The sequence below is a fragment of the Rhodospirillales bacterium genome, from assembly GCA_016710335.1.
In the GTDB taxonomy this organism is placed as follows: Bacteria; Pseudomonadota; Alphaproteobacteria; order Rhodospirillales; family Defluviicoccaceae; genus JADJXQ01.
Map to the genome: position 1 here is coordinate 58,449 of JADJXQ010000008.1, position 24,599 is coordinate 83,047.

Consider the following 24,599-nt stretch of genomic DNA (forward strand, 5'->3'; position numbering starts at 1 on the left):
GGCTGGCCTCAACTCCCTTGCTGTGCAGCGGCGCGCGGAGCGCCGGCGTCGGCGTCGGCGTCAGCTTTCGCGCCACTCTCGGGGACCGGCTGAATGGCGTTGCGTTTGCTCTTCTGCGCGGCGATGGACTGCGCCGCCGGCACGCCGCGTTGCAGTTGCTTAAGCACCTCGTCCCTCGCCCCGAACATGGCGACCGTGCCATCATAGAGCACCAGCACCCGGTCGACGTCGCGCATGAAGGACTTGCGGTGCGTCACCAGAATGACGGTGCTGCCGCGCTCTTTCAACAGGCGGACAGCCTGCACCAACGCCGCCTCCCCCTCCTGATCCAGGTTGGAATCCGGCTCGTCCAGAACCACCAGTTTCGGCCCGCCGAACACCGCCCGAGCCAAACCGATGCGCTGCCTCTGCCCGCCGGAGATGGTGGCCCCGCCGGGGCCCACCTCCGTGTCGTAGGCATTGGGCAGTTGCAGGATCAAGTCGTGGCAGCCGGCGAGCCATGCTGCCTCCACCACCTGCTCGTCAGTGGCGTCGTCCCGCATGCGGGCGATGTTGTCGCGGATCGTGCCGGCAAACAATTCCACGTCCTGCGGCAGGTAGCCGATATGACGGCCGATATCATCCCGATCCCAATTGTGAACGTCGGCACCGTCCAGACGGACGTGGCCGTTGCGCGGTTTCCACATCCCGACCAGCAAGCGGCACAGTGCGTCGACTTGCCCGAGGCGGAAGGACCGATCACCGCCAACACCTCACCTGGCGGGAGCTCGAAACCGACGTTCTTCAACACTGCTTCCTTGGCACCCGGCGGCGCGAACAAGACATGTTCGAAGGTCACCCGGCCGGTCGGCGCCGGCAGGCGAGTCGTCTGGCTGTCGTCCTGCCATGTTTCGAACAGCTCGCGCAGTCGCCGGAAGCTCGCGCGGACGTTGATGAACGCCTTCCAGGAGCCGACGGCCTGCTCCACCGGACCGAGAGCGCGGCCGAGCAATATGGAACAGACGATAATGCCGCCGCCGGTCATTTCGCCCTTGATGACGAGCAGCGCGCCGAGCCCGAGGATGCCAATCTGCATGGACTGACGAAGAAACACCGTGAGCGCCGTGAACATGCCGCTGCGATCGGTGCCGGCCGTCAAATACCGTTCGACGTGGGCCATGTTTCCGCCCCAGCGGCGGATCACGGCGGACAGCATGCCCATCCCCTGGATGACGTCGACGTTACGCATCGCCGCACTGGTGCCCTCCAGCGCTTTGAGGTTGCTGCGGTTGGCTTCTTCCAGCGGCTTTCGGGTTGCAAGTGCGGCGGCGACGGCGATGGCCAGCAGCACCACCGCCCCGGCGATCGCATACATGCCGGTCCACGGGTGCATCATCCAGATGACGCCGATGAAAATTACCGTCCACGGCGCGTCGAACACCGGGTACAAGGCGGCGCTGGATAGAAAGCCGCGGATCTGACCGAGTTCGCGCAGTGCTTCGGTGCCGGCCGGCCGGCCGGAAACGGCGGCGTTCATGGTGGCGGTGATGATGCTTGCCCCGAGCCTGTTTTCGAACCAGGTGCTGACCCGAATGAGTACCCGGCTTCTCAACATGTGCAGCACGCCCATGATGAACAGGGCGAAAACAGCGATCACCGTCAGCGCCACTAGGGTTTCCACCCGCCCGGTGGCAATCACTCGGTCGAAGATTTGAAACAGGTAGAGCGGAATCGCCAGGATCAGGAGGTTCTGAAAAAAACTGAACACGGCCGCGACCCATAGGCCGCGGCGCGCCTCCGACATCGCCTCATCGAGCGGGTTCTTTGCGTCTGATGTGGTGCGTTTCGCCATCGCTTCTGTCGGGCCCCCTTGATCTGCCCCAATTCAACAATCTCTCTGCCTCAGCGGCGCTGCCGTCAGCGGCACAACTCGCTGCCGTCAGCGGCACAACTCGGGCGAACCCGTCCTCGGTCTCGGCGCCGGTCCCGCCAGGCTCGGTTTCCCGGCGCGGGTCGCGACAAGCTCGCTTCACAACTGGCTCGACGGCACTGCTCGGCGCCGCTTCAACCGATTGAACGGGGCCGGAGCGACAGCCTGTGCGCCACCCGCCGGGCGCGATTGCCGCCGACACTGCTCCGGAAGCCCGACCGCCGCGCCTCGTCCGGCAATACGCAGGCACTTCGCCGCGATTGTCCGGCGCCCGCCGCCGATCCTATGCCGCTGACCCTATGCCGCCGACCCTGTATGGATTTGGATGTACGTCTTATTAGCAGTCCCGCCACTTCATTTTTCTCGACATAATTGCATGATCGCGGTGCGGTCGCAAGCGCAAATGCCGGCCATCGCAGCGTCGACGCGCATGCATCTGCCGCATGGCTTGTGGTTCATAGAGGCAACGAGGCAAAGCCGCATTTTTTGCGCGGATTGGCAGACTGCTTTTCATTTGTTTCTAGCCAGCTTGCAGCGCGTCCGGTATACTACCACCAAAACAAGAACCGATCGACTATTGGAGGTTGTGGATGAAGGACGCGGGAACAGCGCCCGCAGGCGCGCGACGGCTGCTCGTGCTTGGTTGCAGCGGCTTTATCGGCAGTCACCTGCTCGACCGCCTGGCCGGCGACGGACGCAGCGAGATCATCGGCTGGGACCTCAACAGCGACAAGATCGAACAGCACATCGACCATGGTCGGCTGGTCTTCCGTCAGCACAGCGTAGCAGATCCGGCTTTCCGCGAGCAGTTGCGCGCGGATGTAAAATGGGCGGACTGGGTGATCAATCTTTCGGCGGTGTGTAACCCATCCCAATACAACACCGAGCCGCTGCTCACCCTCTACACCAACTTCATCGACGCCTATCACCTTGTCGAGCTGGCAGCGGAGTCCAACACGCCGCTCATGCACTTCTCGACCAGCGAAGTGTACGGGCGGACCATCGCCAGCTACCTGCCGAACAACCGATATGACGATCCATCGCTCTTCGAACTCGACACGGAGCGCTCGCCGTTGCTCCTGGGGCCGACCCAGAACCAGCGCTGGAGCTACGCCGCCGCAAAGCAGCTCATGGAGCGCCTGATCTACGCCTATCACCACGAGCGCGGCCTGCCCTATGTCATCATTCGGCCGTTCAACTTCTTCGGCCCGCGCATGGACTACATTCGCGGCATCGAGGGGGAAGGCAAGCCGCGGGTGCTCGCCTGCTTCCTTGGCGCGCTCCTGCTCGGTGAGCCGCTGGAGATCGTGGACGGCGGCGGCGCACTCCGCACCATCACCTCCATCCATGATGCCATCGACGCTACTGTTGCGGCGCTCGACCGGCCGGGCGCTCTCAACCACATCTTCAACATCGGCAACCCCGCCAACGAGGTGTCGATGCTCGAACTGGCACACATGATGCGCGACGTGATGGCCGAGGTTAGCGGCGACGTGCGTTACCGCAATCATCCGCTGGTTCACGTATCCTCCCAAGCGTTCTACGGCCCTGGGTACGAGGATTGCGACCGCCGCATGCTGGACATCGGCAAGGAAACGGCGGTGCTCGGCTGGACACCGAAGACTCCGCTGCGCGAGGTGCTGCATGAGACGATCTCCTACTACTACGACCTCTATGGCCGGAAGGCCGACCAGGCGGCGATCAGTCGGGCAGCGACCGGATAGGGGGCTTGGCGATCGGACCGCGAGTTGCGCAGCAGAGACCGCGAATGCGGCGCTTGTCCCTGCGCTGAATTGCGCCCTCGCTGGCGAGGCGCGGGCGGCATCTGACGCGCCGGCCGTCTCGACGCGGTCCCGGGCGCGTCCGCTGAGCAAACTCCGTGTCGATCGCCGCTGATGAGTGTTGCTGATCATGGGCAAACCAGGACATCACAAGCAGGATCTTGCCCCAAGGCAGATGCAGTCCGACGAGGCGCTGCTGGCCACGGCGCGCACGCTTCATGACAAGGGCCGACTGATCGAGGCGCGCGCCGTCTATGGGCGTCTTCTCGGCCGCAATCCCAAGCATCCCCTGGCACGCTTTCTGGACGGGCTCGCCGCCCTGCAGGCGGGCAACGTCACCGCCGGAATCGATCAGCTCGAGGCCGCGACGCGGATCGCGCCGGAGCGGGCGCTGTTTCATCACCGTCTGGCGCTGGCGCACATCGAAGGGGGCAACATCGCCGGCGCCGTCGCCCCCTTGGAACGGGCGCTGGAGTTGCGGCCTGGCGAGGCGCGGTGGTGGGACACTCTCGGCACCTGCATGGCGCGGCTGGACCGGATGACGGAGGCGCGCGAGGCCTTCGGGCGGGCACTGGCGCTTGCCCCGGAAGACACCGGCGCACAACTGCGCCTCGCCAACGCTTGCTATTTCCTGAAGGACAACGAGGCCGCAGCCGAGGCGTTCGACCGCCTGCGGCACCTGGACCCGCACAACGCCGTCGCCGCCGCGCGGCTCGCAGCGCTGCGGCGCACCCTTTGCGATTGGCGAGAGCTGGAGGCCATCGACGCCGAGCTCGACGCGGCAACGGGCAAGGCGTTGGCGATGCGACAGAAGCCGCTCGAGCACCCGTTCCTCAATCTTCTGCGACGGGACGACCCGGACCGTCATCGCCAGATCGCCGAGGCGTGGGCGCGCACGCGGGACACCGGCAGTCAGTTCGATCGCGTCGCCGCCGCGGATGCGGGCGCGACGCGCCGCCGGCACTCCGGTCAAACCGCCCGGCCACTCCGCCTCGGCTATCTGTGCGGGCAGTTCCACAGCCACCCGGTGATGCAGACCGCGGCGTGGGTGATGCACCATCATGACCGCAGCCGCTTCACCGTCCACGGCTTCGGCTACGGCCCCCCACACGACGACCCGTTCCGGCGCTTCGCAATCGGCGCCTGCGATACCTTCGTCAACATCAACGGGCTCGGCAGCGAGCAAGCCGCCGACCGCATCCGCGCCTACGGCATCGACATCCTCATCGACCTCACCGGCCACACCGAGAACAACCGCCTGGACATCCTCAGCCTGCGTCCGGCCCCGATCCAGATCTTCTGGCTCGGCTACGTGGCCACCTCGGGCGCCGCGTACGTGGACTACCTGGTGAGCGACCGGCGCCTGTTGCCCGCGGACGAACTGGCGCACGTGCGGGAGGAACCGGCGTACCTGCCGAACGTGTTCATGGCCTGCCATCGGCCGCCGGAGATGGATGCGGTCGCCATCGGTCGCGGCGACGTCGGCCTGCCCGAGGACGCGTTCGTGTTCGCCTCTTTCAACGGCGTCAAGAAGCTGAACCCGCGCATGTTCCGCTGCTGGATGGAGATCCTCGCCGAGACTCCCGGCTCGGTCCTGTGGATGTTGGCGTCAGGACGGGCACGCGACAATATCGGCGCCGCGGCGGAAGCCCATGGCATTGACCGCTCGCGGTTGATCTTCGCGGACTGGGCGAACTACTACCGGCATCTGGCGCGCCTCGCCTGCGCCGATCTGGCACTCGATACGTGGCCATACGGCGGCGGGGTGACGACCGCGAACCTGTTGCTCGCCGGGGTGCCGGTGGTGACGTTGGAAGGTCGCGGACCGACGGCGCGGATGAGCGCCAGCCTGCTCGCCAGCCTCCGCCTCGACACCCTGATCACCGCGACCATAGAGGATTACAAAGCCGCAGCCTTGCGCTACGCGCGCGATCCGGCCGAGCGTGAAGGGATCCGCAACATCTTGAGAACCGCCGCCAGCGGTGCGGCGCTGTTCGACCCCGAACGCTTCACCCGCGACTTCGAGGCGTTGTGCCTCTCGCTGGAGCCTCGCTGAACCCTGCCGGCCGCCCTCAATCGGTGAACACGGAGCGGCTGTAGGAGTTCGGGTCGACGATGCCCTCCGCGCAACGGAAGCTGCCGGTCGAGCGGTCGGGGATGCAGGTATTGCGGATGCGGACCTGGCCGCGCAGCACCCGATGGGCGCCACCGTTCAACTTGATCGACGAGCCCTTGAGGTCGAGGCTACGGCTGGCGCCGATGCTTACCCCTGCCCGGCTGTCGATGTCGATCTCGCCCCCGCTGGCGATACGAACGCCGCCCGGCGAGGTGATGACGATGCCCATCGGCGACACCTCGATGCGGGCGGATCCGCTTTGCAGAACGTGCTTCGCGCCCATCACCCGGTGCCCATCGGCAAGCTTGGCAACGAGACTCTGCAGCGCCGCCACCTGGGCTTCGAGCGTCTTGACCCGCTTCGTCAGCGCGGCCGCAGAGTCCGGTGCCGGGTCCGGCCGTTGCGCGGGCTCGACGGCGGGAGGCCCGCTGCTTTCCTGTTCGCCATCCGCCGCCGACACGCCGTCGTCCGTCGGGGGCGCGGCGGTCCGGTCGTCGTCTGCTTGCGCGTACGGCGAGGCCGCCAGCGCCGCCATGAGGACGGCTACGGCCACTAGAGCTCTCATAATCCCCATTCCTTCCTGCGAATCGACAAGGGGCGCCTGCAGTGCAAATAGGATGCGGCAGCCGCCGATGTCAGGGCGGTCGAAACGAGAAGACGTGGGGGAGGAACGGGGGAGCCTAGTGCGCGACCGATTCGCGCCGCTGCACTAGGTCAGGATGGCGGCTTCCGGCGCCAGCGTGCGCCGACGTACAAGGTCGTCGATCTCGTCGTCGTCGAGGTCGGCAAGTGCGTTTACGGATCGCACCCACTCGTCGAGAGAGGCCCATTGGTGATGATACAGCGTGCGGCTCATGTCTTGGACGGTGCGGAGGTCTGCCATCTGCCTGCTCCTGTTCCGATACGGCCGGCGCCACCCTCCTCGGTAGTATTTTTATTCGTTGAACACGTTTAAATAGTGCCTGCTTCTGCGCCGTTTTGCAAGCAAAAGATACCCTTCCCATCAACTTTCCCGCATTACGGGAATTGTCCGCGTCCACAGCAGGCGGTGGAGGCCTCCTGGTTACCTACATACTGACACGTAACGGGCAAGAAATCAATATATGGGTGCAGCCGCTACCTGTCGCGGGTCTGGGAGATCACGGCCCAAACGACTACGCGAGGGCGCCCTGCCGTTCTCGCCGCGCCGCCGAGAGGGTGAAACCGGCGCAGAACATCTGTTGCCGACGCCAGTTCTCGACCGTCTCGCGAACCTGGGCCCGGTCGCCACCACTGCCGCAGTCTTCAGCCCAACTTGCGGAAAATGCCGCCGTGGCGCTCTGCGGGCGGTGTGCTTCGTCGAGGTCGCGGAAGCGAATCCGCATCGGCAAGCTGACCCCGTCGCCGACCACCACCGCCTCCTGGCTTTGCAGGGTGGGCAATGCGGCGACCAGACCGCCGGCCGCCTCCGGCAGCGCCGCCTGCACGAACGCCTTGTCGTGGTCGTTGGTGAGGCGCAGCGAGAATAGCGTGTTGCACTGGGAGAGAATCGTCGTCGACAGTTCGGACGGCCGCTGGCTCACGAGGCACAGGGACACCCCGTACTTGCGTCCTTCCTTGGCGATGCGGGCGATGGCGCGGCGGGTCGGCTCGAAGCCGCGGCGCTCGTCCTGGGGCACGTACCGATGCGCCTCCTCGCACACCAGCAACACCGGCACCGCCGTGGCGCGCCGGCTCCAAACGGCGAAATCGAAGATGGTGCGGCACATCAGCGACACCACCACCTCGACGATCTCCGACGGCACGCCGGACAGGTCGAAGACGGTGACCGGCCGCCCGGCAACCGGCATGCGCAGCAGCCGCGACAACACGTCCGTCATGGAATCGCGGACCACAAGCCCGGAAAACAGGAACGCGAAGCGACGGTCGTTCTGCAGCGCCTGCATGCGGGCGACGAGGCGCAAATACGGGCGGGCGCTGTCGACCTTGTCCAGTTTGCCCATCATGTCCAGAATGATGCGCTCGGCTTGGCTCATTCGGAACGGCACCGGCGTGTCGACGCTGACGAAGCTGGCGTCGGCGTCCTCGCCGAGGAAGCGCCGCCGCGCCTGCAGCACCGCCTCCTTGAGGATCTCGGCCTCCGCCTGGCGGTCGCTTCCGTCGCGCGACACGAACGTCGCCGCCAACTCCTCGAAATTCATCATCCAGTACGGCAATTCGAGGTTGCTGGTGTCGATAAGTTCGGCAACGCCCCCGAACGCGTGAGCGTATTCGTTGTGCGGATCCAGCAGCACCACGTGGCCGTTGGGGTAGTTTTCCAGGATCGAGCGCAGCATCAGCGCCACCGCGCAGGACTTGCCGGAGCCGGTGGTGCCGAGAATGGCGAAATGCTTGCCGAGCAGGCGGTCGGTCGCGACCCTCGCCGGTATCGATGGGTCGTGATAGACGGCGCCGATGGTGAAGCTGGACGATTGCGGTTGAGCGTAGACAAGCGCAAGATCGGAACTGGTCAGGGCATGGATGCCGGCCCCCAAGCCGGGATAGATCGAGACTCCGCGCCGGAACTCCGCCACTGCAGTGTGCTCGGACGCGCCACGGCCTGGCTCCGCTCTCCCCTCCTCCACGGTTGGAATGAGGACCTCGCCGAGCAGGTCGATATCGACCATGCACACCGGGTCGTCTCGGACATTCTGATCGGAGAGGCGAAGCGCGCTCACCATGCCGTAAACCGTGGAAACACGGGTGCAGATCTTGAGGAGACCGCCGACTTGGATCGCCTCCATGATCTCCGGGTCCAGATCGGCCTGCAGATGCCCGCTCACCCGGGCGCCAACAACGGCGACCACGCGCCCCAACCGGCACTCCATCTCGCTCATCCCCGCCGTCAAGACGCCGCTATCCATGCTCATGTCCCCTCAAAAGGTTGCCACCAGCGCCGGCCCGGTTGCGGCACAAGCGTCGAAATGACCGGCGCGCGCATAGGCGCCGCGCACCCAGGGCACCGATTTGAGGCTGGTATGGATCCCGACCGTCGATTCGGCGCCGCCCAGGAATAGAACGCCATCCGGTTCCAGCACGCCTTCGATGCCGGCGATCACCCGCTCCCGGGTGGGCGCATCGAAGTAGATCAGGACGTTGCGACAGAACACTGCATCGACGGAGCCGATGGAACTGATCTCGGAAAGCAGGTTCAGCTGCTTGAACGTGACCGCCGAGCGCACCTTGTCCACCACCTCCCATTCTGCGCCGACGCGCCGGAAGTACTTGGCGAGCAACCCCGGAGGCATGCCGCGCTGCACCTCGAATTGCGAGTAGACGCCCCGCCGGGCGCGGTCGAGGACCAGCGCGCTGATGTCGGTGCCGATGATCTCCACCCGCCAGCCCGTCAGCGTTGCGCTCATCTCGGTGAGCAGGATCGCCAGCGAGTAGGGTTCCTGTCCGGAAGAACAGGCGGCGCACCAGATTCGCAGGCACTTGCGCTGGCGCCGGTTCTCGATGATGCGCGGCAGGATGCTGTCGCGGAACGCGTCGAAAGGCTTCAGGTCACGAAAGAACGACGTCTCGTGGGTGGTCAGCGCCTCGACGACGTCGGTGAGCAGGCCGCCGTCGCGGCGGGTCCGGAGCGCCGCCACCAGCCCTGCCAATCCGTCCAGTTGCCGGCTTCTGGCCACCGCGGCGAGGCGGCTTTCGACCAGATAGGCCTTGTCGCGCCCCAGAACAAGGCCGGAACGGTCCTTGACCAGGAGTCCGATATAGTCGAGATCTTCTGGAGTCATGACGGCTTGCTCGCGAGTCGTCGAACGATGTAGGGAGCCACCTCGGCAATCGGCAGCACGGCGCTGCACAGGCCGGCAGCGGCAACGGCGCCCGGCATTCCCCACACGACGCTGGTATCGGAATCCTGGGCGATGACAGAGCCGCCGGCGGCGACCACGGCTTCGCTGCCGCGGCAACCGTCGCTCCCCATGCCGGTCAGAATCACCGCCAGCGCCCCGGCGCCATAAACCCGCGCGACGCTGCGCAGCATGGGATCGACGGACGGTCGGCAATAGTTCTCCGGCGCATCCTGGGTAAGGCGGATGACGGGCCGCCGCGTGCCGACTTGCTCTTCCACCAACATGTGCCAGTCACCGGGCGCCAGCAACACAAGCCCCGATTCGACGGCTTGGCCATTGGTCGCTTCCACGCAGGCGAGGCCGCTGCGGCGTGCGATGCGATCCGCGAGAATTCCGGTGAACGTCTTAGGCATGTGCTGGGTGATCAGGATCGGCGTGGTGATCCGCGCGGCGCCTAGATGTGCGAACACCTCGAGCAGCGCCATGGGACCGCCCGTCGACGTGCCGATCGCGATTACCTTTACCGGCGACCGCCCGCTTGCGCGCAGTGCCACCGGCTGGTGCGCCGGCGTCGGCTCGGCCGACAGCAGCGGTTGCGGCGACAACGGCGCCGCGGTGTGGGGCTGACGGAGTGCCGGCGGACGCGCGCCGGGTGACCGGGTCAACGCGCTGACGGCCGGGCACGGCTTCGCCGGCGACAACGCCGGCCGCGGCGGCTGCGCCTGAGACGGTGGCGCCGTCGGCGGCGCGAGCGAACGGACCTTGCCTAAGAGGTCGCGACGGAAGTCTTCACGCGTCATGATCGCGCCTACTCCCGACGGTTTCGGCACGCAGTCGACGGCGCCTGCTTCCAGAGCGCGGACGCTGATCTCGGCGCCGCGCTGGCTGAGGCTGGAGGCGATGATGACGCGGACGCCCGGCCTCGCCTGCAACAACAACGGCAGGGCGGTCAATCCATCCATCACCGGCATATCGATGTCGAGCACGATGACGTCGATATCCTGTCGGCGCTTCAGCCGGGCAATCGCCGCCGCGCCGTTCGCTTCGATCGCAACCACCTCTATGGCAGGATCGCCAGCGAGGATTTTCGATACCAGGCCGCGAACGACGGCAGAGTCGTCGACCACCATGACCCGCACCGGACCGCGTTGATGGCCGGTCGCCACGGGTCGCTGCCGGGTCTCAGCTTCGATCATCCGGTCAGGCCGCTGCGGTTTGCGCGGTGACATGGGAGAGGAGCGTGTCCACGACGCTCCGGTCGAATTTCGCGACGTAGTCGGTGAAGCCGGCGGCGCGGCCGCGCTCGAAGTCCTTGACGGTCGCATGACTGGACAACGCGATCATCGGCAGAGACGCCCATCGCGGATCCTTGCGCACTTCTTTCGCAAACTCGAAGCCGTCCATGCCCGGCATTTCGATGTCGCTGACGATGACGTCGAACATCATGCCCTTCTCCCGCAGCTTGAGGGCGGCAGCGGCGTCGGCGACGGGTGTGGCCCGGCAACCCGAGGCTTCCAGCTTCGGCATGAGGAGATTGCGAAAGAAGGCGCTGTCGTCGACCAGCAACAACCGCGGATGTGCAACCGACTCGCCGACCGGCGGACCCGCCATCGTGCCGAACCAGTCGTGGAACGCCATGGTCACGTAGTGCGACAAGTCGATCACGTCCGTCGCCCTTCCGCCGACGATGGCGCTGCCGATCACGCCCTCGCCTTCGGCGGCGAGATCCATGTGAAGGCGTTCCTCCACGATGTCGAGAATCTCATCGACGACCAGGCCCATCGCCTGGTCACCATCGACGAACACCAGCACCGGCTGGCGGCCACTGCTCGGCCATTCATGATGGGGAGCGCACGGGATGAGGGGCATCAGCCGCCCGCGGTATTGGATGAGGGCGCGTCCCTGGGAACGCTCGATGTCGGCGACGTCGACTTCCTCCAGGCGGGCGACCAGTTCCAGCGGCACCGCCTTCGGCTCGCAACCGCCGGCCCGGAACAGCAGCAAGGGCACCACCTCGCTCCGCGTCGTCTGCGTCTTTTCGGGCGCCTGCGCCGCCCCCGTCGCCGCCGAGCCAGTTGCCGCGGCGATGCCGCTGGGATCGAGGATCATGATAACGCTGCCGTCGCCGAGGATGGTGTTGCCCGAGTAGTACGGGATGTGGCGGAGAATAGGGGTCAGCGGCTTGACGACGATCTCCTCGGTATCGAACACGCCGTCGACCATCATGCCGAACACGCACTCGCCGACCTGGGTGACGACGACGAAGCAGTTTCGGGTGCAATGGCTATCGCGGCCGGCGTCTTGCGGTTGATGAGCCGGCGCCAGGCGCTCATCGACCCGCAGCAGCGCGCGCAGGTCGACCAACGGCAACAGCCGGTCGCGCAGCCGCAGCACCAACGCATCCTTGATGCGCTCGATCCGCGTTTCGCTTCCGGCAGACGTGCGTACCAACTCGAGGACGTTGATCTGCGGCAGCGCGAAGTGCTGGCCGCCGCAGTTTACGATCAGCGCCGAGACGATCGCGAGCGTCAGCGGGATCTTGATGGTGAAGGTGACGCCCTTCCCCGCCACCGATTTCAGATCGACGGTGCCGCCGATCTTCTCGATGTTGGTGCGCACCACGTCCATGCCGACGCCGCGGCCCGACACGTTGGAGACGACGGCGGCGGTGGAAAAGCCGGCGCGGAAGATGGTGCAGGATCTGCTGGTCGGGCATGGCCTCCAGCTCCGCCTCGCTCGCCAGCCCCTTTTCGATGATCTTCTGGCAGATGCGCCCAAGGTCGAGGCCTCTGCCGTCGTCGGCGATCTGAATGATGATGTGGCCGCCTTCGTGGTAGGCTTTCAGTGTGATGGAGCCGGCCTCCGGCTTCCCCGCCTTGATGCGGTCCGCCGGCAACTCGATGCCGTGGTCGGCGGAGTTGCGCACCATGTGGGTAAGCGGATCCTTGATCAGCTCCAGGATCTGGCGATCAAGTTCGGTGTCGGCGCCCATCATGCGGAGTTCGATCCGCCGCCCGGTCTCGACGGCAAGATCGCGAACGATGCGGGGCAGCTTGGCCCAGGCGTTGCCGATCGGCTGCATGCGCGTCTTCATGACGCCTTCCTGCAGGTCGGTGGTGATGTGGCTGAGCCGCTGCAGGGGGGTGACGAACTCGCTGTCGTCCCTCGCGCGCACCATCTGCAGGAGCTGGTTGCGGGTCAGCACCAGCTCGCCGACCAGGTTCATCAGCTTTTCCAGGGTGTCGACCGGCACGCGGATGCTCTGGGCGGCGACGCCCGGATCCCGCGCCTCGCCTTGCGCCGGCGCACTCGCCCCGTCGCCGTCGCTCCCGGCGGGCGGCGATGGGGCTGCGTCGAGCGGCGCGGCGTGGAGTTCCCTTGCCATCGCGGCGGCAATGTCGGCTTCGCTCGCCGCCTGCACACCGGCCGCCTCCGCTTCCATGACCTCTGCGAGCAACTCCGCCGCCACCGGAAAGCCGCCCGACGACGTCATCGGCGCATCAACGGTCATGGCGGAGGGCGGCGGCGGTGCGGACGCGGCGGTGGCAAGGCTGCCTCCGGCCGCGGCATTGAGGGCATCGATCAGCGCCGAATCGTCGCCGTCCGGTTCGACGCCGGCCTCTTCCAGGCCGGTCAGGAGGCCGCGGATGGCGTCCATGCAGGCAAGGATGAGGGTCACTGCCGGCGGTGTCACCTCCAGTTCGCCATCGCGGAACTTGCCGAGCACGTTCTCGCCGGCGTGGGCCACGGCTTCCAGGCGCGGCAGGCCGAGGAAGCCGGAGGTGCCCTTGATGGTGTGAACCAGGCGGAAGATGTTGCCGAGAATGGTGGCGTCGTTGGGGTTGCGCTCGAGGTTGACCAAAGCCATGTCGAGCATCGCCAGGTTTTCCGTGGTCTCGGTCAGAAACTCAGACAGAAGATCATCCATGCCCGCGCCGCCCTTGAATTTTCGAAAGCAGGCGCCGCCGAAAGAGCACTGCCTGCACGACCGACCATAGCCACGAGAGGTTACGATTCGGTGTGTCCCCACACTGCTTGGGCGCCGCCTGGGGCTTGGCGCTGATCGGGCGCTGACGGTTCCGAATGGCGGGCACCCGCTCTTCCCTTTGAGGCAGAACCACTACATTCGCGCATGCCCGCGCCCGGGGTGGCGCTACGCAACGAAAGGGTCCTCCATGAAAATCTCCTTCACATCCGCTGCTCTGCCCGAAGCCGGTGTTGTCGTGGTCGGGGTTCTCGACGGGCGGGCGTTGACGCCGTCCGCCGTGGCGCTTGATGACCGCCTCGGCGGGATTCTGAGACGCGCGATGGAAGCGAGCCGCTTTCAGGGCAAGAAGGATCAGAGCCTGGCGGTAGTGGCGCCGGGAAACTCGCGCCTCGATCGAGTGGTGCTGCTGGGGATGGGCGAGGGCAAGGACCTGAATGGGGCGGCGGCGGAGGCTCTGGGCGGGCGCCTCCACGGCGCGGTCTCCGGCAACGGCGACAAGGAGGTCACGGTCGCGGTCGATGGCGTCGATGGATGCCCGCTGAGCGCGGGAGAACTGGCGGCGCACATGGCGGTGGGCGCCCGGCTGCGCTCGTATCGCTTCGACAAATACCGGACCAAGGAAAAGCCCGAGGACAAGCCGACGCTGACGGCGCTGGCTTTCGGTTGCGAGGAGTCCGAGCGTGCCGCTGCGCTCTACGGGCCGCTCGACAAGGTGGTCGATGGCGTGTTCCTGACCCGCAACCTGGTCTCCGAGCCCTCCAACATCATCTATCCCGAGACCCTTGCGGCGGAGGCCAAGGCGCTGGAGGCGCTGGGGGTTGAGGTGGAGGTGCTCGACGTCAAGGAGATGCGCAAGCTCGGCATGGGCGCCCTGCTCGGCGTCGGCCAGGGCAGCGCGCGCGAGTCGCAGCTCGCGGTGATGCAGTGGCACGGCGCCGGCTCCCACAAGGGCAAGGGCAAGGACAAAGACAAGAAGGGCGACAAGGGGGGCAAGGACGGCAGCGCCGCGGCGGGTCCGATCGCCTTCGTCGGCAAGGGGGTCACGTTCGACACCGGCGGCATCTCCATCAAGCCGTCGGCCGGCATGGAGGAGATGAAGTACGACATGGCCGGGGCCGGCACGGTCATCGGGCTGATGAAGGCTTTGGCGGGACGCAGGGCCAAGGTCAACGTCGTCGGCGTCGTCGGCCTGGTGGAGAACATGCCGTCCGGCACCGCGCAGCGGCCGGGCGACATCGTCACCTCGATGTCGGGACAGACCATCGAGGTCATCAACACCGACGCCGAGGGGCGGCTGGTGCTGGCCGACGCCCTCTGGTACACCCAGGACCGCTTCAAGCCGCGGGCGATGATCGACTTGGCGACCCTCACCGGCGCCATCGTCATCGCACTCGGCAGCCATCACGCCGGGGTGTTCAGCAACGACGACGCCCTGTTCGGCCGTCTGGCCGGCGCCGCGGCGGCGGTAGGCGAGCCCGTGTGGCGGATGCCGCTCGGCGAGGAGTACGACAAGGCGATCAAGTCCGACGCTGCCGACATGAAGAACGTCGGCAACCGCGCCGCCGGCAGCATCACCGCCGCCCAGTTCCTGCAGCGCTTTGTCAAGGACACGGCCTGGGCCCACATCGACATCGCCGGCATGGCGTGGACCAAGGAGACGCGCGACGTGATCCCCAAGGGCGCCACCGGCTACGGCGTCCGCCTGCTCGACCGCCTGATCGCCGAGCACTACGAGGAGAAGTGAGAGGCGCAGTCAGCGCCATGACCGAGGTGGCGTTTTATCATCTGCAGAAGGCGACGCTGGAGACAGTGTTGCCGAAGCTGCTGGAGAAGACGCTCGGCGTCGGCAAGCGCGCGTTGGTCATCGCCGGCTCGGAGGAGCGGGTCGAGGCGTTGGCGCAGCATCTATGGACGTACGACGCGGGGTCGTGGCTGCCGCACGGCACCGCTCTCGACGGCTTTCCCGAAGATCAGCCGATCTGGCTGACCAGCCGCGACGACGCGCCCAACGGCGCCGGCTTCCTGTTCCTGACCGACGGCGTCGACAGCCAGCGTCTCGAGGCGTTCGAGCGCTGCTTCGACCTGTTCGACGGCAACGATGAGAATGCGGTGGTGGCGGCACGGCAACGCTGGACCGCGCGCAAGGCCGCCGGCCATGCGGTCACCTACTGGCAGCAGTCGGCGAACGGGCGATGGGAGCAGAAGGCGTGACGGCTAGAGCCGGCCGCACTCGGGCCTTTGACAAACTCGGGCTTTCGACAAACTCGGGCCTTTGACGAAGACGTGATTTTGCGCAGCTAAGTCCCTCACTTATATCCGAGGCAGTGGTGCTTGCCTGATATGAGGAGACATTGATGATGAGCAGACGATCGTTGATGGCCGCCGGGCTTGCCGCGGTTGGCGGCGCCGCTGCCGCCAAGTGGCTCGGCTCAAGCGGAGATGCGGCGGCGGCCGCGACGGAAGGCGGCGAGTTCGAGGTGACCCACACCGAGGCGGAATGGCGGCAACGCCTGACGCCCGAACAGTTCCGCATCCTCCGTGAGCACGGCACCGAGCGCGCCGGGTCGAGCCCCCTCGACAAGCAGTACGGGGCCGGCACGTACCATTGCGCCGGATGCGACCAGGCGCTGTTCGCGTCGGAGACCAAATTCGACAGCGGCACCGGCTGGCCCAGCTTCTACGCGCCCATCGACGGCGCCATCGGCACGTCGGAGGACCGGACGCTGTGGATGGTGCGGACGGAGGTGCACTGCAGCCGCTGCGGCGGCCATCTCGGCCATGTGTTCGAAGACGGTCCGCCGCCGACCGGGCTCCGCTACTGCATGAACGGCGCCGCGCTCACTTTCGAGGCCGCCTGATCGCCGAACGGCCTGGAAATGCACGGTTTTTGGCCGGTCGTGATCGCTTTCGACCAGGTCATCGCCGCTTAACCTGTTGATAACGCCGGCTTTGTGTCCGAATCGCGCGCGGCGATGTATGCGGATGTATGCGAATGTACTCCGTCGGCGGCTTTTGGCTCAAAGTGCGCCGGAACCGGCGGGCTGCTCACGGGTGTCCTGCAGCGCCTCCATGGTGCGGTCTACCAGCGGCTCGAAGACCGGGCATTTCCGGGCGAAATCCTCTTTGACATCGCTGTCGTAGACGGCGCGACCGAGCTCGAAGCGGCGCCGCTGCTCCGTCTCCGGCATGCCGGCGAAGTCGCCGAGGGCGTTGCCGGCGCGCACGAAGCGGCGCGCCAGCCGGTGATAGTGGGCCTGCTCCTGACCAGCCTTGTCGCGGGCCAGGCGTTCCAGATAGCCTCCGCACTGCAGTAACGCCGCCGATGGACTCGCCGGCGTTGCGCTTACGGAGGTCGCGAATGTCGTCGCGGCGGCAAGCGCCAGGGCAACGATTAGAACCGCAATGATGCGTTGGGAACTGGTCAAGCCGGACTCCTTTCCGCCTTGGGGTTGCAGGAAACCGCGGCATCCAGGGTTTTTATTCGGTCCGGGTGGTGTGGCGCCGAAGCGAGGCTGTGTCCCGGCGCAGCACCCGACTCGGGTTATATAACCCATACGGGTCATTATTCAACACCGGCGTCGACTCAGGGCGTCGCCCTACGCGGTTGCGGCTTTGCGCGCGAGGGTAAGCGGCAGGTCCAACTCCACGCGATCATGCATGACCTTGGGTGTGATGCGACCGCGCTCGCCCCGTTCAAGACGGACCAAGCCATAGCCTTCCATCGTGCGTAGCGTGCGCGACAGGTTGGACTTGCCTTTGCCGGTGATACGCGCGAGTTCGTCGAGCGAGCCTGGCGCTTTCTCGGCGATGACGCGCAGCAGTTCGCGATTGCCGGCCGACAGGACCTTGGCGAAGGACTCGGTGGACGTGAACCACACCTCAGGCTCGTCGGCTTCGATGCGCCGCGCGCCACGTCCATAGTGCGCGCTTTCATGCAGTCGTAGCTCGCGATGCCAACTTTCAAGGTGGTCATGGGATCACTCCTCTCTCGCGTACAACTGCGTCCACCGTCGTCCAGAAGTCGGCGAGCAAGGTCGCGCCGTCCCGGTACTCGTAGACCCTGGTCCTCCGGGTCCAACACGAGAACCTGCCCATCGAGATCGAGCAGCACATCAAGGGTCGGGCCACCGGCTCCGTCACTGCATAAGGTTATCTCACTGAAGCAACCGTAACAGGAGACGGTTCCCGACAGCCTCCAGCCCAGGCCATTGTTTTTTTGGGAACCAAAGCGACAGACGGAAAGGGGCGGCTCCTCATTTCGCGGCATGCAGTTCAGGCGTAACGCTGCCGGAAAAATGAGGAATGACCCATTTTCCTTCAGGACGACACCTTACGCTGAGCTTGTCGAAGGGCGCGTTCCCCGGCGCGTGAACCCGCCGGTCTTGCGCCCTACTCGAACGTTGGCTGGCCGGGGCCGCCGACCTGCGTTGCCGACCACGCCGCCACGTCGTAGAGCCATCCGCCCAGGGTTTCGCCGCTGAGCGAGATCGCCCACCACAGCACGGCGCCGCCGCCGACGAGGAGGACGAGCGCAAACGCCACGGCGAACCAGAGCCAGGCAATGACGCCGCATCGCTGCCAGAAATGCGGCTCGCCTTCCAGCCAGCGCAGGATCGAGCCGCGGAATGGCATGGGCATCAGCACCAGCGCCGTCAGCGCCAGAAGCAGATGCGCAGCCGTTGGGACCAGCGTCGAGAACAGCATCCCGGTCACCGGCAGGCCGGCGAGGATCGGGTCCACCTGCGCGGCTTCGAGGAACGGCTGCCAGACCACCGGCGGTCCGTTCAAGACATGGACGAAAAACCGGTTTCCGAGTTGCAGCGCCGCCGGCAGCGCCGCCGCGAGCGCCACCAGGAATCCGGCCGCGAGGACAGCGTCCACGGCGACGTGGACGGCCGCACCGGCGCGGCCGGTCCTGTCCACCAGATGCCGCATCAAGCGCCGACTCACCGCCCAAGACGGGAAGTCCAACACGGCATTGACCATGGGCAACAGACACCAGAAAGTGAGAAACTGGACGGCTACGGCTACTGCTACTGCTACTGCTACTGCTACTGCTACGGATTCGCCTCCGGATACGGATAGGGCTCCGGATACGGATGCGGCTACGGCTACGGATCCGGCTAAGGCTAAGGCTAAGGCTACGGCTAAGGCTACGGATCCGGCTACGGCTACGGCTACGCCTACGCCTACGGCTCCGGCTAAGGCTACGCCTACGGATCCGGCTCCGTCTCCGGCTAAGGCTACGGCTCGGGCTCCGGCTCCGGCTCCGCCTAAGGCTAAGGCTAAGGCTAAGGCTAAGGCTAAGGCTAAGGCTAATGCTCCGGTTAAGGCTAAAACGACAAAAAACAGCCCAAGCAGCGAAGCAACCCAGCCGAGTTGAGCCTGTTGTCGCAGGTGGCGCACAATCCGCCTCGTCCACCTTTCCCGGAGTCGTAAAACCCAGAAGCCGAACAGACCCATTACAATTACTAAGAGCGAGGAAAGCACCCGACCCCAAACCGACGCCCCTTCTCGCAACAATGGTTCACTGAGAAGCGTTCCCGGTCCTGCGAGAATCCACCCGACTAAAAAGAAAAAAACCGGATAGATCAAGGACAGCACAAGACATCGGTCGAACGCCCGCCATGACCATGGGGGTCCGAAGAACGTATCGAGGCGTTTCAGTCCCCAGGAAACGCCGCTGAGATACTGGTCCCACCCCCGCGGCCGTTTCAGCCAGGCGGCGAGAGCGACGCGGGCTCCCTGCTCGCTGATGCCTTTCAACAGAAGCCCGGAAATCGCGGTCGCGAGAGCGACAACGAAGGTCGCGAGAGCGAGAACGAAACCAAGCACAGTCACCCAGTCGGTGACCGACCAACCCGCCGCGGTTTGCGCTGCGTTCGGCTCCACGCGGCGCCTCTCCCCCCTTGCATGTTCGTCATGGCAATGCTTGTACACCGTCACGCGTGCCCGGCAAAGCGGCGCCACCTCAAGGAGTCAACGGGGAGCCAGCGCACGCCGCCTGCAGACGGTCCTGGAAAAGCTGGTCGAGGAGATCAGCTTCACGGCCTCCGAGCGCGGCGGCAAATCCGGGACGATCGACGCCACCGACGTCCGCGAGCGCGTCGGCGCACTCCCCAAAAGCGGCGACTTCTCCAAGTTCATTTTGTAGGGCGCTTGATGCTCGACAGGGGTGGGGTTTGCGGGTACCTGTTATGCGGGGCGGAGACGGTTGGGGTGGGCGGTGGCCGAGGTCATCCTGGAAACCAAGGGACTGACGAAACAGTTCGCGGGCTTCGTCGCCGTGAACGGGGTCAACTTGCGGGTGGTCAAGGGCACCATCCATGCGTTGATCGGCCCCAACGGCGCCGGCAAGACGACCTGCTTCAACCTGATCACCAAGTTTCTGCAGCCGTCGTCGGGCACCATCGTCTACAAGGGGCGGGACATCACGCGACATTCGGCCGGCGACGTCGCCCGCACAGGCCTGGTGCGCTCCTTCCAGATCTCGGCGGTGTTTCCGCATCTGACGGCGATCGAGAACGTCCGCCTCGCGCTGCAGCGGCCGACCGGCGTGACGTTCCATTTCTGGAAGCCGACCACGGTGCTGCACCGGCTGCACGACCGGGCCCGCGAACTGCTCGACGCCGTCGGTCTCCTGGAATACGAAGACACCGCCGCGGGGGAGATGCCTTACGGGCGCAAGCGCGCCCTCGAGATCGCGACGACGCTGGCGTTGGAGCCGGAGGTGATGCTGCTCGACGAGCCGACCGCCGGAATGGGCCATGAGGACATTGCCCGGGTGGCGCCGCTGATCAAGAAAGTCGCGCAGAACCGCACGGTTTTGATGGTCGAGCACAATCTCGACGTCGTCTCCGACCTGTCCGACCGGATCACCGTCCTGCAACGGGGACAGATTCTCGCCGAGGGCACTTACGACGACGTGTCGCGCGATCCCCGGGTGCGGGACGCCTACATGGGGACCGGCGATTGACTGCGACAGCGCCGGTCCTCGCCGTCCGCGATCTCCACGCCTGGTACGGCGAATCCCACATCCTGCACGGGGTGTCGTTCGAGGTGCACGAGGGCGAAGTGGTCAGTCTGCTCGGCCGCAACGGCGCCGGCAAGACGACGACGCTCAGGGCCATCATGGGGCTGGTCCGTCACCGCCAGGGATCGATCGCCCTCGGCGGGTCGGAGTTGATCGGCCTGACGCCGGAAAAGATCGCCCGCCGCGGCATCTCCTACTGCCCGGAGGAGCGCGGGATCTTCGCGAGCCTGACGGTGAACGAGAACCTGTTGTTGCCGCCGGTCGTTCAGGGCGGCGGGCTGGAACTCGACGAGATCTTCGAGCTGTTCCCCAATCTTGCCGAGCGCCGCGAGGGCTCCTCCGGCACGCTGCTGTCGGGAGGCGAGCAGCAGATGCTGGCGATCGCGCGCATCCTGCGCACCGGCGCCAGGGTCCTGCTGCTCGACGAGCCGACCGAGGGGCTGGCGCCGGTGATCGTGCAACAGATCGGGGTGAGCGTCGAGCGCCTGCGGGAACGGGGTTTCACGATCTTGCTGGTCGAGCAAAATTTCCACTTTGCCGCCAAGCTCGCAGACCGCCACTACGTCATCGAGCACGGGCAGGTCGTCGACCAATACGCCCGCCACGACATCAAGGAGCGCATGGACGAGTTGAACGAACGGCTGGGCGTGTAGATGACTGCGAGAACCATCATCGTTGCGAGGCGGCGAAATGACTGGATTGCCACGCATCTTCTGCGAAGATGCTCGCAATGACGGCTTTTTGCAGAGGAATTCAAGCGATGGGAGGAAAACGATGAAACTGTTGAAACTGGCACTGGCGTCGACGGCGATGGTCGCCTTCGGGGGTCTCGCGCAGGCGGAGATCTCCGATGACGTGGTCAAGATCGGCGTCCTCAACGACCGCTCCGGCGTCTATGCCGATCTGTCGGGCGAGGGCTCGGTCGTTGCCGCCCGAATGGCGGTCGAGGACTTCGGGGGCAAGGTCGACGGCAAGGCGATCGAGGTGCTCTCCGCCGACCACCAGAACAAGACGGACATCGGCTCGTCGATCGCGCGGCAATGGATCGACCAAGATGGCGTCGACGTGATCGTCGACGTGCCGACCTCGTCGGTGGCGCTCGCCATACAGCAGGTGACCTCGGAGAAGGACACCGCGTTTCTCAACAGCGGCGCGGCGACCACGGCGCTGACCAACGACCAGTGCGCGCCGACCTTCGTGCACTGGACCTACGACACCTACGCACTCTCCGTCGGCACCGGCAAGGCGATGGTGGAAGAGGGCGGCAAGACCTGGTTCTTTCTGACGGCGGATTACGCCTTCGGGCATCAGTTGCAGAAGGACACGGCGGCGGTGATCGAAGCCAACGGCGGCAAGGTCATCGGCGAAGTGAACCACCCGTTGTCCACCGCGGACTTCTCGTCGTTCCTGCTGCAGGCCCAGGCTTCGGGCGCCGATGTGATCGGCCTCGCCAACGCCGGCACAGATATGACCAACTCGGTCAAGCAGGCAAACTCCTTCGGCATCGTCCAGAGCGGCCAGAAGCTCGCGGCGCTGCTCGGCTTCATCGCCGACATCCACGCCCTCGGCCTCGACGTCGCGCAAGGCCTGACACTCACCACCGGCTTCTACTGGGATCGCACCGACGAGACCCGCAAGTTCGCCGAGCGCTTCGCGGAGCGGATGAACGGCCAGAAGCCGACCATGATCCACGCCGGCGTCTATTCGGGGGTCATGCATTACCTCAAGGCCGTCGAGGAGATCGACGACGACGGCGGCGAGGCGGCGGTCACGCAGATGAAGAAGATGCCGATCAACGACTGGTTCGCCGAGAACGGCATGATCCGCGAGGATGGCCGCATGGTGCATGACATGTACCTGGTGCAGGTGAAGAAGCCGAGCGAGTCCAAGGAGCCCTGGGACTACTACACCATCGTTCGCACCATTCCGGGCGACGAGGCGTTCCAGCCGCTCGACAAGAGCACCTGCAAGCTGGTCAAGAAATGACACACCTGCAAGCTGGTCAAGAAATGACCGGCTGACGGCTTTCCGTTCAATGTCCCGGGGCGCATCGCCGCTCCGGGACCCCGTCACTCGGAACCCAGCGAGGGAAACGACGCGTGCAGACGTTCCTCGGTGTCCCGGCGCCCCTGCTCTTCGGGCAATTGCTGATCGGCCTCATCAACGGGTCGTTCTATGCGCTGTTGAGTCTCGGGCTGGCGGTGATCTTCGGCGTCCTCAACATCATCAACTTCGCCCACGGCGCGTTTTACATGGTGGGCGCGTTCGCCGGCTGGATGCTGCTCAATTATCTCGGCATCGGCTACTGGCCGGCGCTGATCCTGGCGCCGCTGATCGTCGGCGCCATCGGCATCGTCATCGAGCGGAGCCTTTTGTCGCGGCTCTACGACCTTGACCATCTCTACGGGCTGCTGCTGACCTTCGGGCTGGCGATGATCATCGAGGGCGTGTTCATCAATTTCTATGGCGTGTCCGGCCAACCGTACGCACCGCCGCAGGCACTGTCCGGCGGCTACAATCTCGGCTTCATGTTTCTGCCGGCGTACCGGGGCTGGGTCGTGGTGGCCTCGCTGCTCGTCTGTTTCGGCACCTGGCTTCTCGTCGAGCGCACCCAGCTCGGCGCCTACCTCCGCGCGGCGGTGGAGAACCGCGAGCTGGTGCGGGCGTTCGGCGTCAACGTGCCGTTGATGATGACGCTGACGTATGGATTCGCGGTCGCCCTCGCCGGCTTCGCCGGCATCCTCGCCGGCCCGGTCTACACGGTGAGCCCGGTCATGGGCCAGAACATGATCATTGTCGTGTTCGCCATCGTCGTCATCGGCGGCATGGGGTCGATCCTCGGCTCGATCGTTACCGGCATCGGCATCGGCCTGGTCGAGGGCCTGACCCGCACCTTCTGGCCGGAGGCATCGTCGACAGCCGTGTTCGTGATCATGGCGATCGTGCTCATCATCCGCCCGCACGGCCTGTTCGGAAGGCCGCGGGAATGAGCGAAGCCGTCGTGCACTCCACGCCCAAGCCGAACCGCCGGGCCGTTGGCTGGATTCTCGCCGCGATCGGCCTGGCGATCCTGCTCGTCGCCCCCTTCCTCGGCATCTACCCGATTTTCCTCATGAAGCTGATGTGCTTCGCGCTGTTCGCTGCCGCGTTCAACCTGATGCTGGGGTACGTGGGGCTGTTGTCGTTCGGCCACGCCGCGTTCTTCGGCATGAGCGCCTACGTGGCCGGCCATGCGGTGAAGGTGTGGGGCGTCGGGACCATCCTCGGCATCGCCGGCGGCACGCTGGCGGCGGCGATCATGGGCGTCGTGTTCGGCGCCATCGCCATTCGCCAGCGCGGCATCTATTTCGCGATGATCACGCTCGCCCTGGCGCAGATGGTCTATTTCTTCTGTCTGCAGGCGCCCTTCACCCACGGCGAGGACGGCATCCAGGGCATCCCGCGCGGCTCCGTGTTCGGGCTCGTGAACCTGCATGACCCTCTCGCCATGTACTACTTCGTCGCGGCCATCTTCCTTGCGGGGTACCTGATCATCTATCGGACCGTGAATTCTCCGTTCGGCGAGGCCTTGAAGGGCATCCGCGAGAACGAGCCGCGGATGATCTCGCTCGGATATCCGGTGGCGCGCATCAAGGTTGCGGCGTTCACCATTTCGGCGGCGTTGACCGGGCTCGCCGGCGCCACCAAGGCCATAGTGTTCCAGACCGCGACCTTGACCGACGTGCACTGGCACATGTCGGGCGAGGTGGTGCTGATGACCCTGATCGGCGGCATGGGCACGGTGTTCGGCCCGGTAGTCGGCGCCGGCGTTATCATCGCGCTGCAGAACTACCTCGCCACCATCGGCTCGTGGGTGACGGTGGTGATGGGCACGATCTTCGTCGTCTGCGTGCTCACCTTCCGCCGCGGCATCGTCGGCGAACTGCAGTCGCGCCTGAAGCTGTTCGGCTGAGAGCC

General features: G+C 65.7%; 20 protein-coding genes and 2 pseudogenes. 11 read left to right on the forward strand and 11 right to left on the reverse strand.

The genetic code is table 11. From position 1 onward, the window contains the following. Nucleotides 1-8 precede the first annotated feature (8 nt). On the reverse strand, nt 9-578 hold the full coding sequence (locus IPM60_12880; protein MBK8908756.1) for an ATP-binding cassette domain-containing protein: 570 nt from the start codon (nt 576-578) through the stop codon (nt 9-11). Then, the gene (locus IPM60_12885; GenBank protein MBK8908757.1) at nt 476-1,831 is read right to left on the reverse strand and encodes a hypothetical protein; all 1,356 of its coding nucleotides are present in this window, start codon (nt 1,829-1,831) and stop codon (nt 476-478) included. Before IPM60_12885 ends, IPM60_12880 begins: the two co-directional genes overlap by 103 nt. A 668-nt stretch (nt 1,832-2,499) precedes the next feature. Between IPM60_12885 and IPM60_12890 the strand changes: the two genes are divergently transcribed. Further along, nucleotides 2,500-3,633 carry an NAD-dependent epimerase/dehydratase family protein gene (locus IPM60_12890; protein ID MBK8908758.1) on the forward strand — a complete coding sequence of 378 codons (1,134 nt, stop codon included), beginning with the start codon at nt 2,500-2,502 and terminating at the stop codon, nt 3,631-3,633. A 187-nt stretch (nt 3,634-3,820) separates the two neighbouring features. After that, entirely contained in the window at nt 3,821-5,746 is a 1,926-nt protein-coding gene (locus tag IPM60_12895) for a tetratricopeptide repeat protein (protein MBK8908759.1), read from the forward strand. Between the two features lie 16 nt (nt 5,747-5,762). Here IPM60_12895 and IPM60_12900 read toward each other — a convergent pair whose 3' ends face one another. The 6 genes and pseudogenes from IPM60_12900 to IPM60_12925 form a co-directional block, all read right to left on the reverse strand. Further along, complete coding sequence (locus IPM60_12900) at nt 5,763-6,359, reverse strand: hypothetical protein (protein MBK8908760.1); 597 nt, start codon at nt 6,357-6,359, stop codon at nt 5,763-5,765. Between the two features lie 156 nt (nt 6,360-6,515). Next, the gene (locus tag IPM60_12905) at nt 6,516-6,689 is read right to left on the reverse strand and encodes a hypothetical protein (protein MBK8908761.1); all 174 of its coding nucleotides are present in this window, start codon (nt 6,687-6,689) and stop codon (nt 6,516-6,518) included. A 271-nt stretch (nt 6,690-6,960) separates the two neighbouring features. After that, nucleotides 6,961-8,652: a DUF87 domain-containing protein gene (locus IPM60_12910; GenBank protein ID MBK8908762.1), complete on the reverse strand. Its 1,692-nt coding sequence runs from the start codon at nt 8,650-8,652 to the stop codon at nt 6,961-6,963. Nucleotides 8,653-8,700: 48 nt separating this feature from the next. After that, on the reverse strand, nt 8,701-9,561 hold the full coding sequence (locus tag IPM60_12915; protein ID MBK8908763.1) for a protein-glutamate O-methyltransferase CheR: 861 nt from the start codon (nt 9,559-9,561) through the stop codon (nt 8,701-8,703). Next, nucleotides 9,558-10,751: a chemotaxis response regulator protein-glutamate methylesterase gene (locus IPM60_12920; protein ID MBK8908764.1), complete on the reverse strand. Its 1,194-nt coding sequence runs from the start codon at nt 10,749-10,751 to the stop codon at nt 9,558-9,560. Before IPM60_12920 ends, IPM60_12915 begins: the two co-directional genes overlap by 4 nt. Before the next feature lie 70 nt (nt 10,752-10,821). Continuing rightward, nucleotides 10,822-13,549 (reverse strand): annotated as a pseudogene (locus IPM60_12925) (chemotaxis protein CheW). Between the two features lie 247 nt (nt 13,550-13,796). On the opposite strand from IPM60_12925, the gene IPM60_12930 reads away from it, so the two are divergent. The 3 genes from IPM60_12930 (at nt 13,797) to msrB (ending at nt 16,467) form a co-directional block, all read left to right on the forward strand. After that, entirely contained in the window at nt 13,797-15,353 is a 1,557-nt protein-coding gene (locus IPM60_12930) for a leucyl aminopeptidase (GenBank protein MBK8908765.1), read from the forward strand. 17 nt (nt 15,354-15,370) lie between these two features. Next, a complete protein-coding gene (locus IPM60_12935) occupies nt 15,371-15,820 on the forward strand; it encodes a DNA polymerase III subunit chi (GenBank protein ID MBK8908766.1) in 450 nt (149 codons plus the stop codon). Between the two features lie 146 nt (nt 15,821-15,966). After that, nucleotides 15,967-16,467, forward strand: a complete 501-nt coding sequence (gene msrB / locus IPM60_12940; protein ID MBK8908767.1) for a peptide-methionine (R)-S-oxide reductase MsrB — start codon at nt 15,967-15,969, stop codon at nt 16,465-16,467. Between the two features lie 159 nt (nt 16,468-16,626). Here msrB and IPM60_12945 read toward each other — a convergent pair whose 3' ends face one another. The 3 genes and pseudogenes from IPM60_12945 to IPM60_12955 form a co-directional block, all read right to left on the reverse strand. Beyond that, a complete protein-coding gene (locus IPM60_12945) occupies nt 16,627-17,034 on the reverse strand; it encodes a hypothetical protein (GenBank protein MBK8908768.1) in 408 nt (135 codons plus the stop codon). A 171-nt stretch (nt 17,035-17,205) separates the two neighbouring features. After that, nucleotides 17,206-17,582 (reverse strand): annotated as a pseudogene (locus IPM60_12950) (helix-turn-helix domain-containing protein). A 416-nt stretch (nt 17,583-17,998) separates the two neighbouring features. Next, nucleotides 17,999-18,544, reverse strand: coding sequence for a hypothetical protein (locus IPM60_12955; protein MBK8908769.1), 546 nt, complete (start codon nt 18,542-18,544; stop codon nt 17,999-18,001). 997 nt (nt 18,545-19,541) lie between these two features. Between IPM60_12955 and IPM60_12960 the strand changes: the two genes are divergently transcribed. The 6 genes from IPM60_12960 (at nt 19,542) to IPM60_12985 (ending at nt 24,594) form a co-directional block, all read left to right on the forward strand. Then, the gene (locus IPM60_12960; GenBank protein ID MBK8908770.1) at nt 19,542-19,763 is read left to right on the forward strand and encodes a hypothetical protein; all 222 of its coding nucleotides are present in this window, start codon (nt 19,542-19,544) and stop codon (nt 19,761-19,763) included. A gap of 72 nt (nt 19,764-19,835) precedes the next feature. Beyond that, a complete protein-coding gene (locus tag IPM60_12965; protein MBK8908771.1) occupies nt 19,836-20,585 on the forward strand; it encodes an ABC transporter ATP-binding protein in 750 nt (249 codons plus the stop codon). Further along, nucleotides 20,582-21,295: an ABC transporter ATP-binding protein gene (locus tag IPM60_12970; GenBank protein MBK8908772.1), complete on the forward strand. Its 714-nt coding sequence runs from the start codon at nt 20,582-20,584 to the stop codon at nt 21,293-21,295. The genes IPM60_12965 and IPM60_12970 overlap by 4 nt, the downstream gene beginning before the upstream one ends. A 121-nt stretch (nt 21,296-21,416) precedes the next feature. Next, nucleotides 21,417-22,628 (forward strand): ABC transporter substrate-binding protein, encoded by a 1,212-nt coding sequence (locus tag IPM60_12975; protein ID MBK8908773.1) that lies wholly within the window; start codon nt 21,417-21,419, stop codon nt 22,626-22,628. A gap of 113 nt (nt 22,629-22,741) precedes the next feature. Beyond that, the gene (locus IPM60_12980; protein ID MBK8908774.1) at nt 22,742-23,632 is read left to right on the forward strand and encodes a branched-chain amino acid ABC transporter permease; all 891 of its coding nucleotides are present in this window, start codon (nt 22,742-22,744) and stop codon (nt 23,630-23,632) included. Further along, the gene (locus IPM60_12985; protein ID MBK8908775.1) at nt 23,629-24,594 is read left to right on the forward strand and encodes a branched-chain amino acid ABC transporter permease; all 966 of its coding nucleotides are present in this window, start codon (nt 23,629-23,631) and stop codon (nt 24,592-24,594) included. Before IPM60_12980 ends, IPM60_12985 begins: the two co-directional genes overlap by 4 nt. Nucleotides 24,595-24,599: the final 5 nt, after the last annotated feature.

Excerpts from the sequence above, each read along its gene's own strand:
- IPM60_12885 (MBK8908757.1), bottom strand. The coding sequence starts at position 1,831 with ATGGCGAAACGCACCACATCAGACGCAAAGAACCCGCTCGATGAGGCG.
- IPM60_12890 (MBK8908758.1), top strand. The coding sequence starts at position 2,500 with ATGAAGGACGCGGGAACAGCGCCCGCAGGCGCGCGACGGCTGCTCGTG.
- IPM60_12895 (MBK8908759.1), top strand. The coding sequence starts at position 3,821 with ATGGGCAAACCAGGACATCACAAGCAGGATCTTGCCCCAAGGCAGATG.
- IPM60_12905 (MBK8908761.1), bottom strand. The coding sequence starts at position 6,689 with ATGGCAGACCTCCGCACCGTCCAAGACATGAGCCGCACGCTGTATCAT.
- IPM60_12910 (MBK8908762.1), bottom strand. The coding sequence starts at position 8,652 with ATGGAGTGCCGGTTGGGGCGCGTGGTCGCCGTTGTTGGCGCCCGGGTG.
- IPM60_12915 (MBK8908763.1), bottom strand. The coding sequence starts at position 9,561 with ATGACTCCAGAAGATCTCGACTATATCGGACTCCTGGTCAAGGACCGT.
- IPM60_12920 (MBK8908764.1), bottom strand. The coding sequence starts at position 10,751 with ATGGTGGTCGACGACTCTGCCGTCGTTCGCGGCCTGGTATCGAAAATC.
- IPM60_12930 (MBK8908765.1), top strand. The coding sequence starts at position 13,797 with ATGAAAATCTCCTTCACATCCGCTGCTCTGCCCGAAGCCGGTGTTGTC.
- IPM60_12935 (MBK8908766.1), top strand. The coding sequence starts at position 15,371 with ATGACCGAGGTGGCGTTTTATCATCTGCAGAAGGCGACGCTGGAGACA.
- msrB (MBK8908767.1), top strand. The coding sequence starts at position 15,967 with ATGAGCAGACGATCGTTGATGGCCGCCGGGCTTGCCGCGGTTGGCGGC.
- IPM60_12955 (MBK8908769.1), bottom strand. The coding sequence starts at position 18,544 with ATGCGGCATCTGGTGGACAGGACCGGCCGCGCCGGTGCGGCCGTCCAC.
- IPM60_12975 (MBK8908773.1), top strand. The coding sequence starts at position 21,417 with ATGAAACTGTTGAAACTGGCACTGGCGTCGACGGCGATGGTCGCCTTC.
- IPM60_12985 (MBK8908775.1), top strand. The coding sequence starts at position 23,629 with ATGAGCGAAGCCGTCGTGCACTCCACGCCCAAGCCGAACCGCCGGGCC.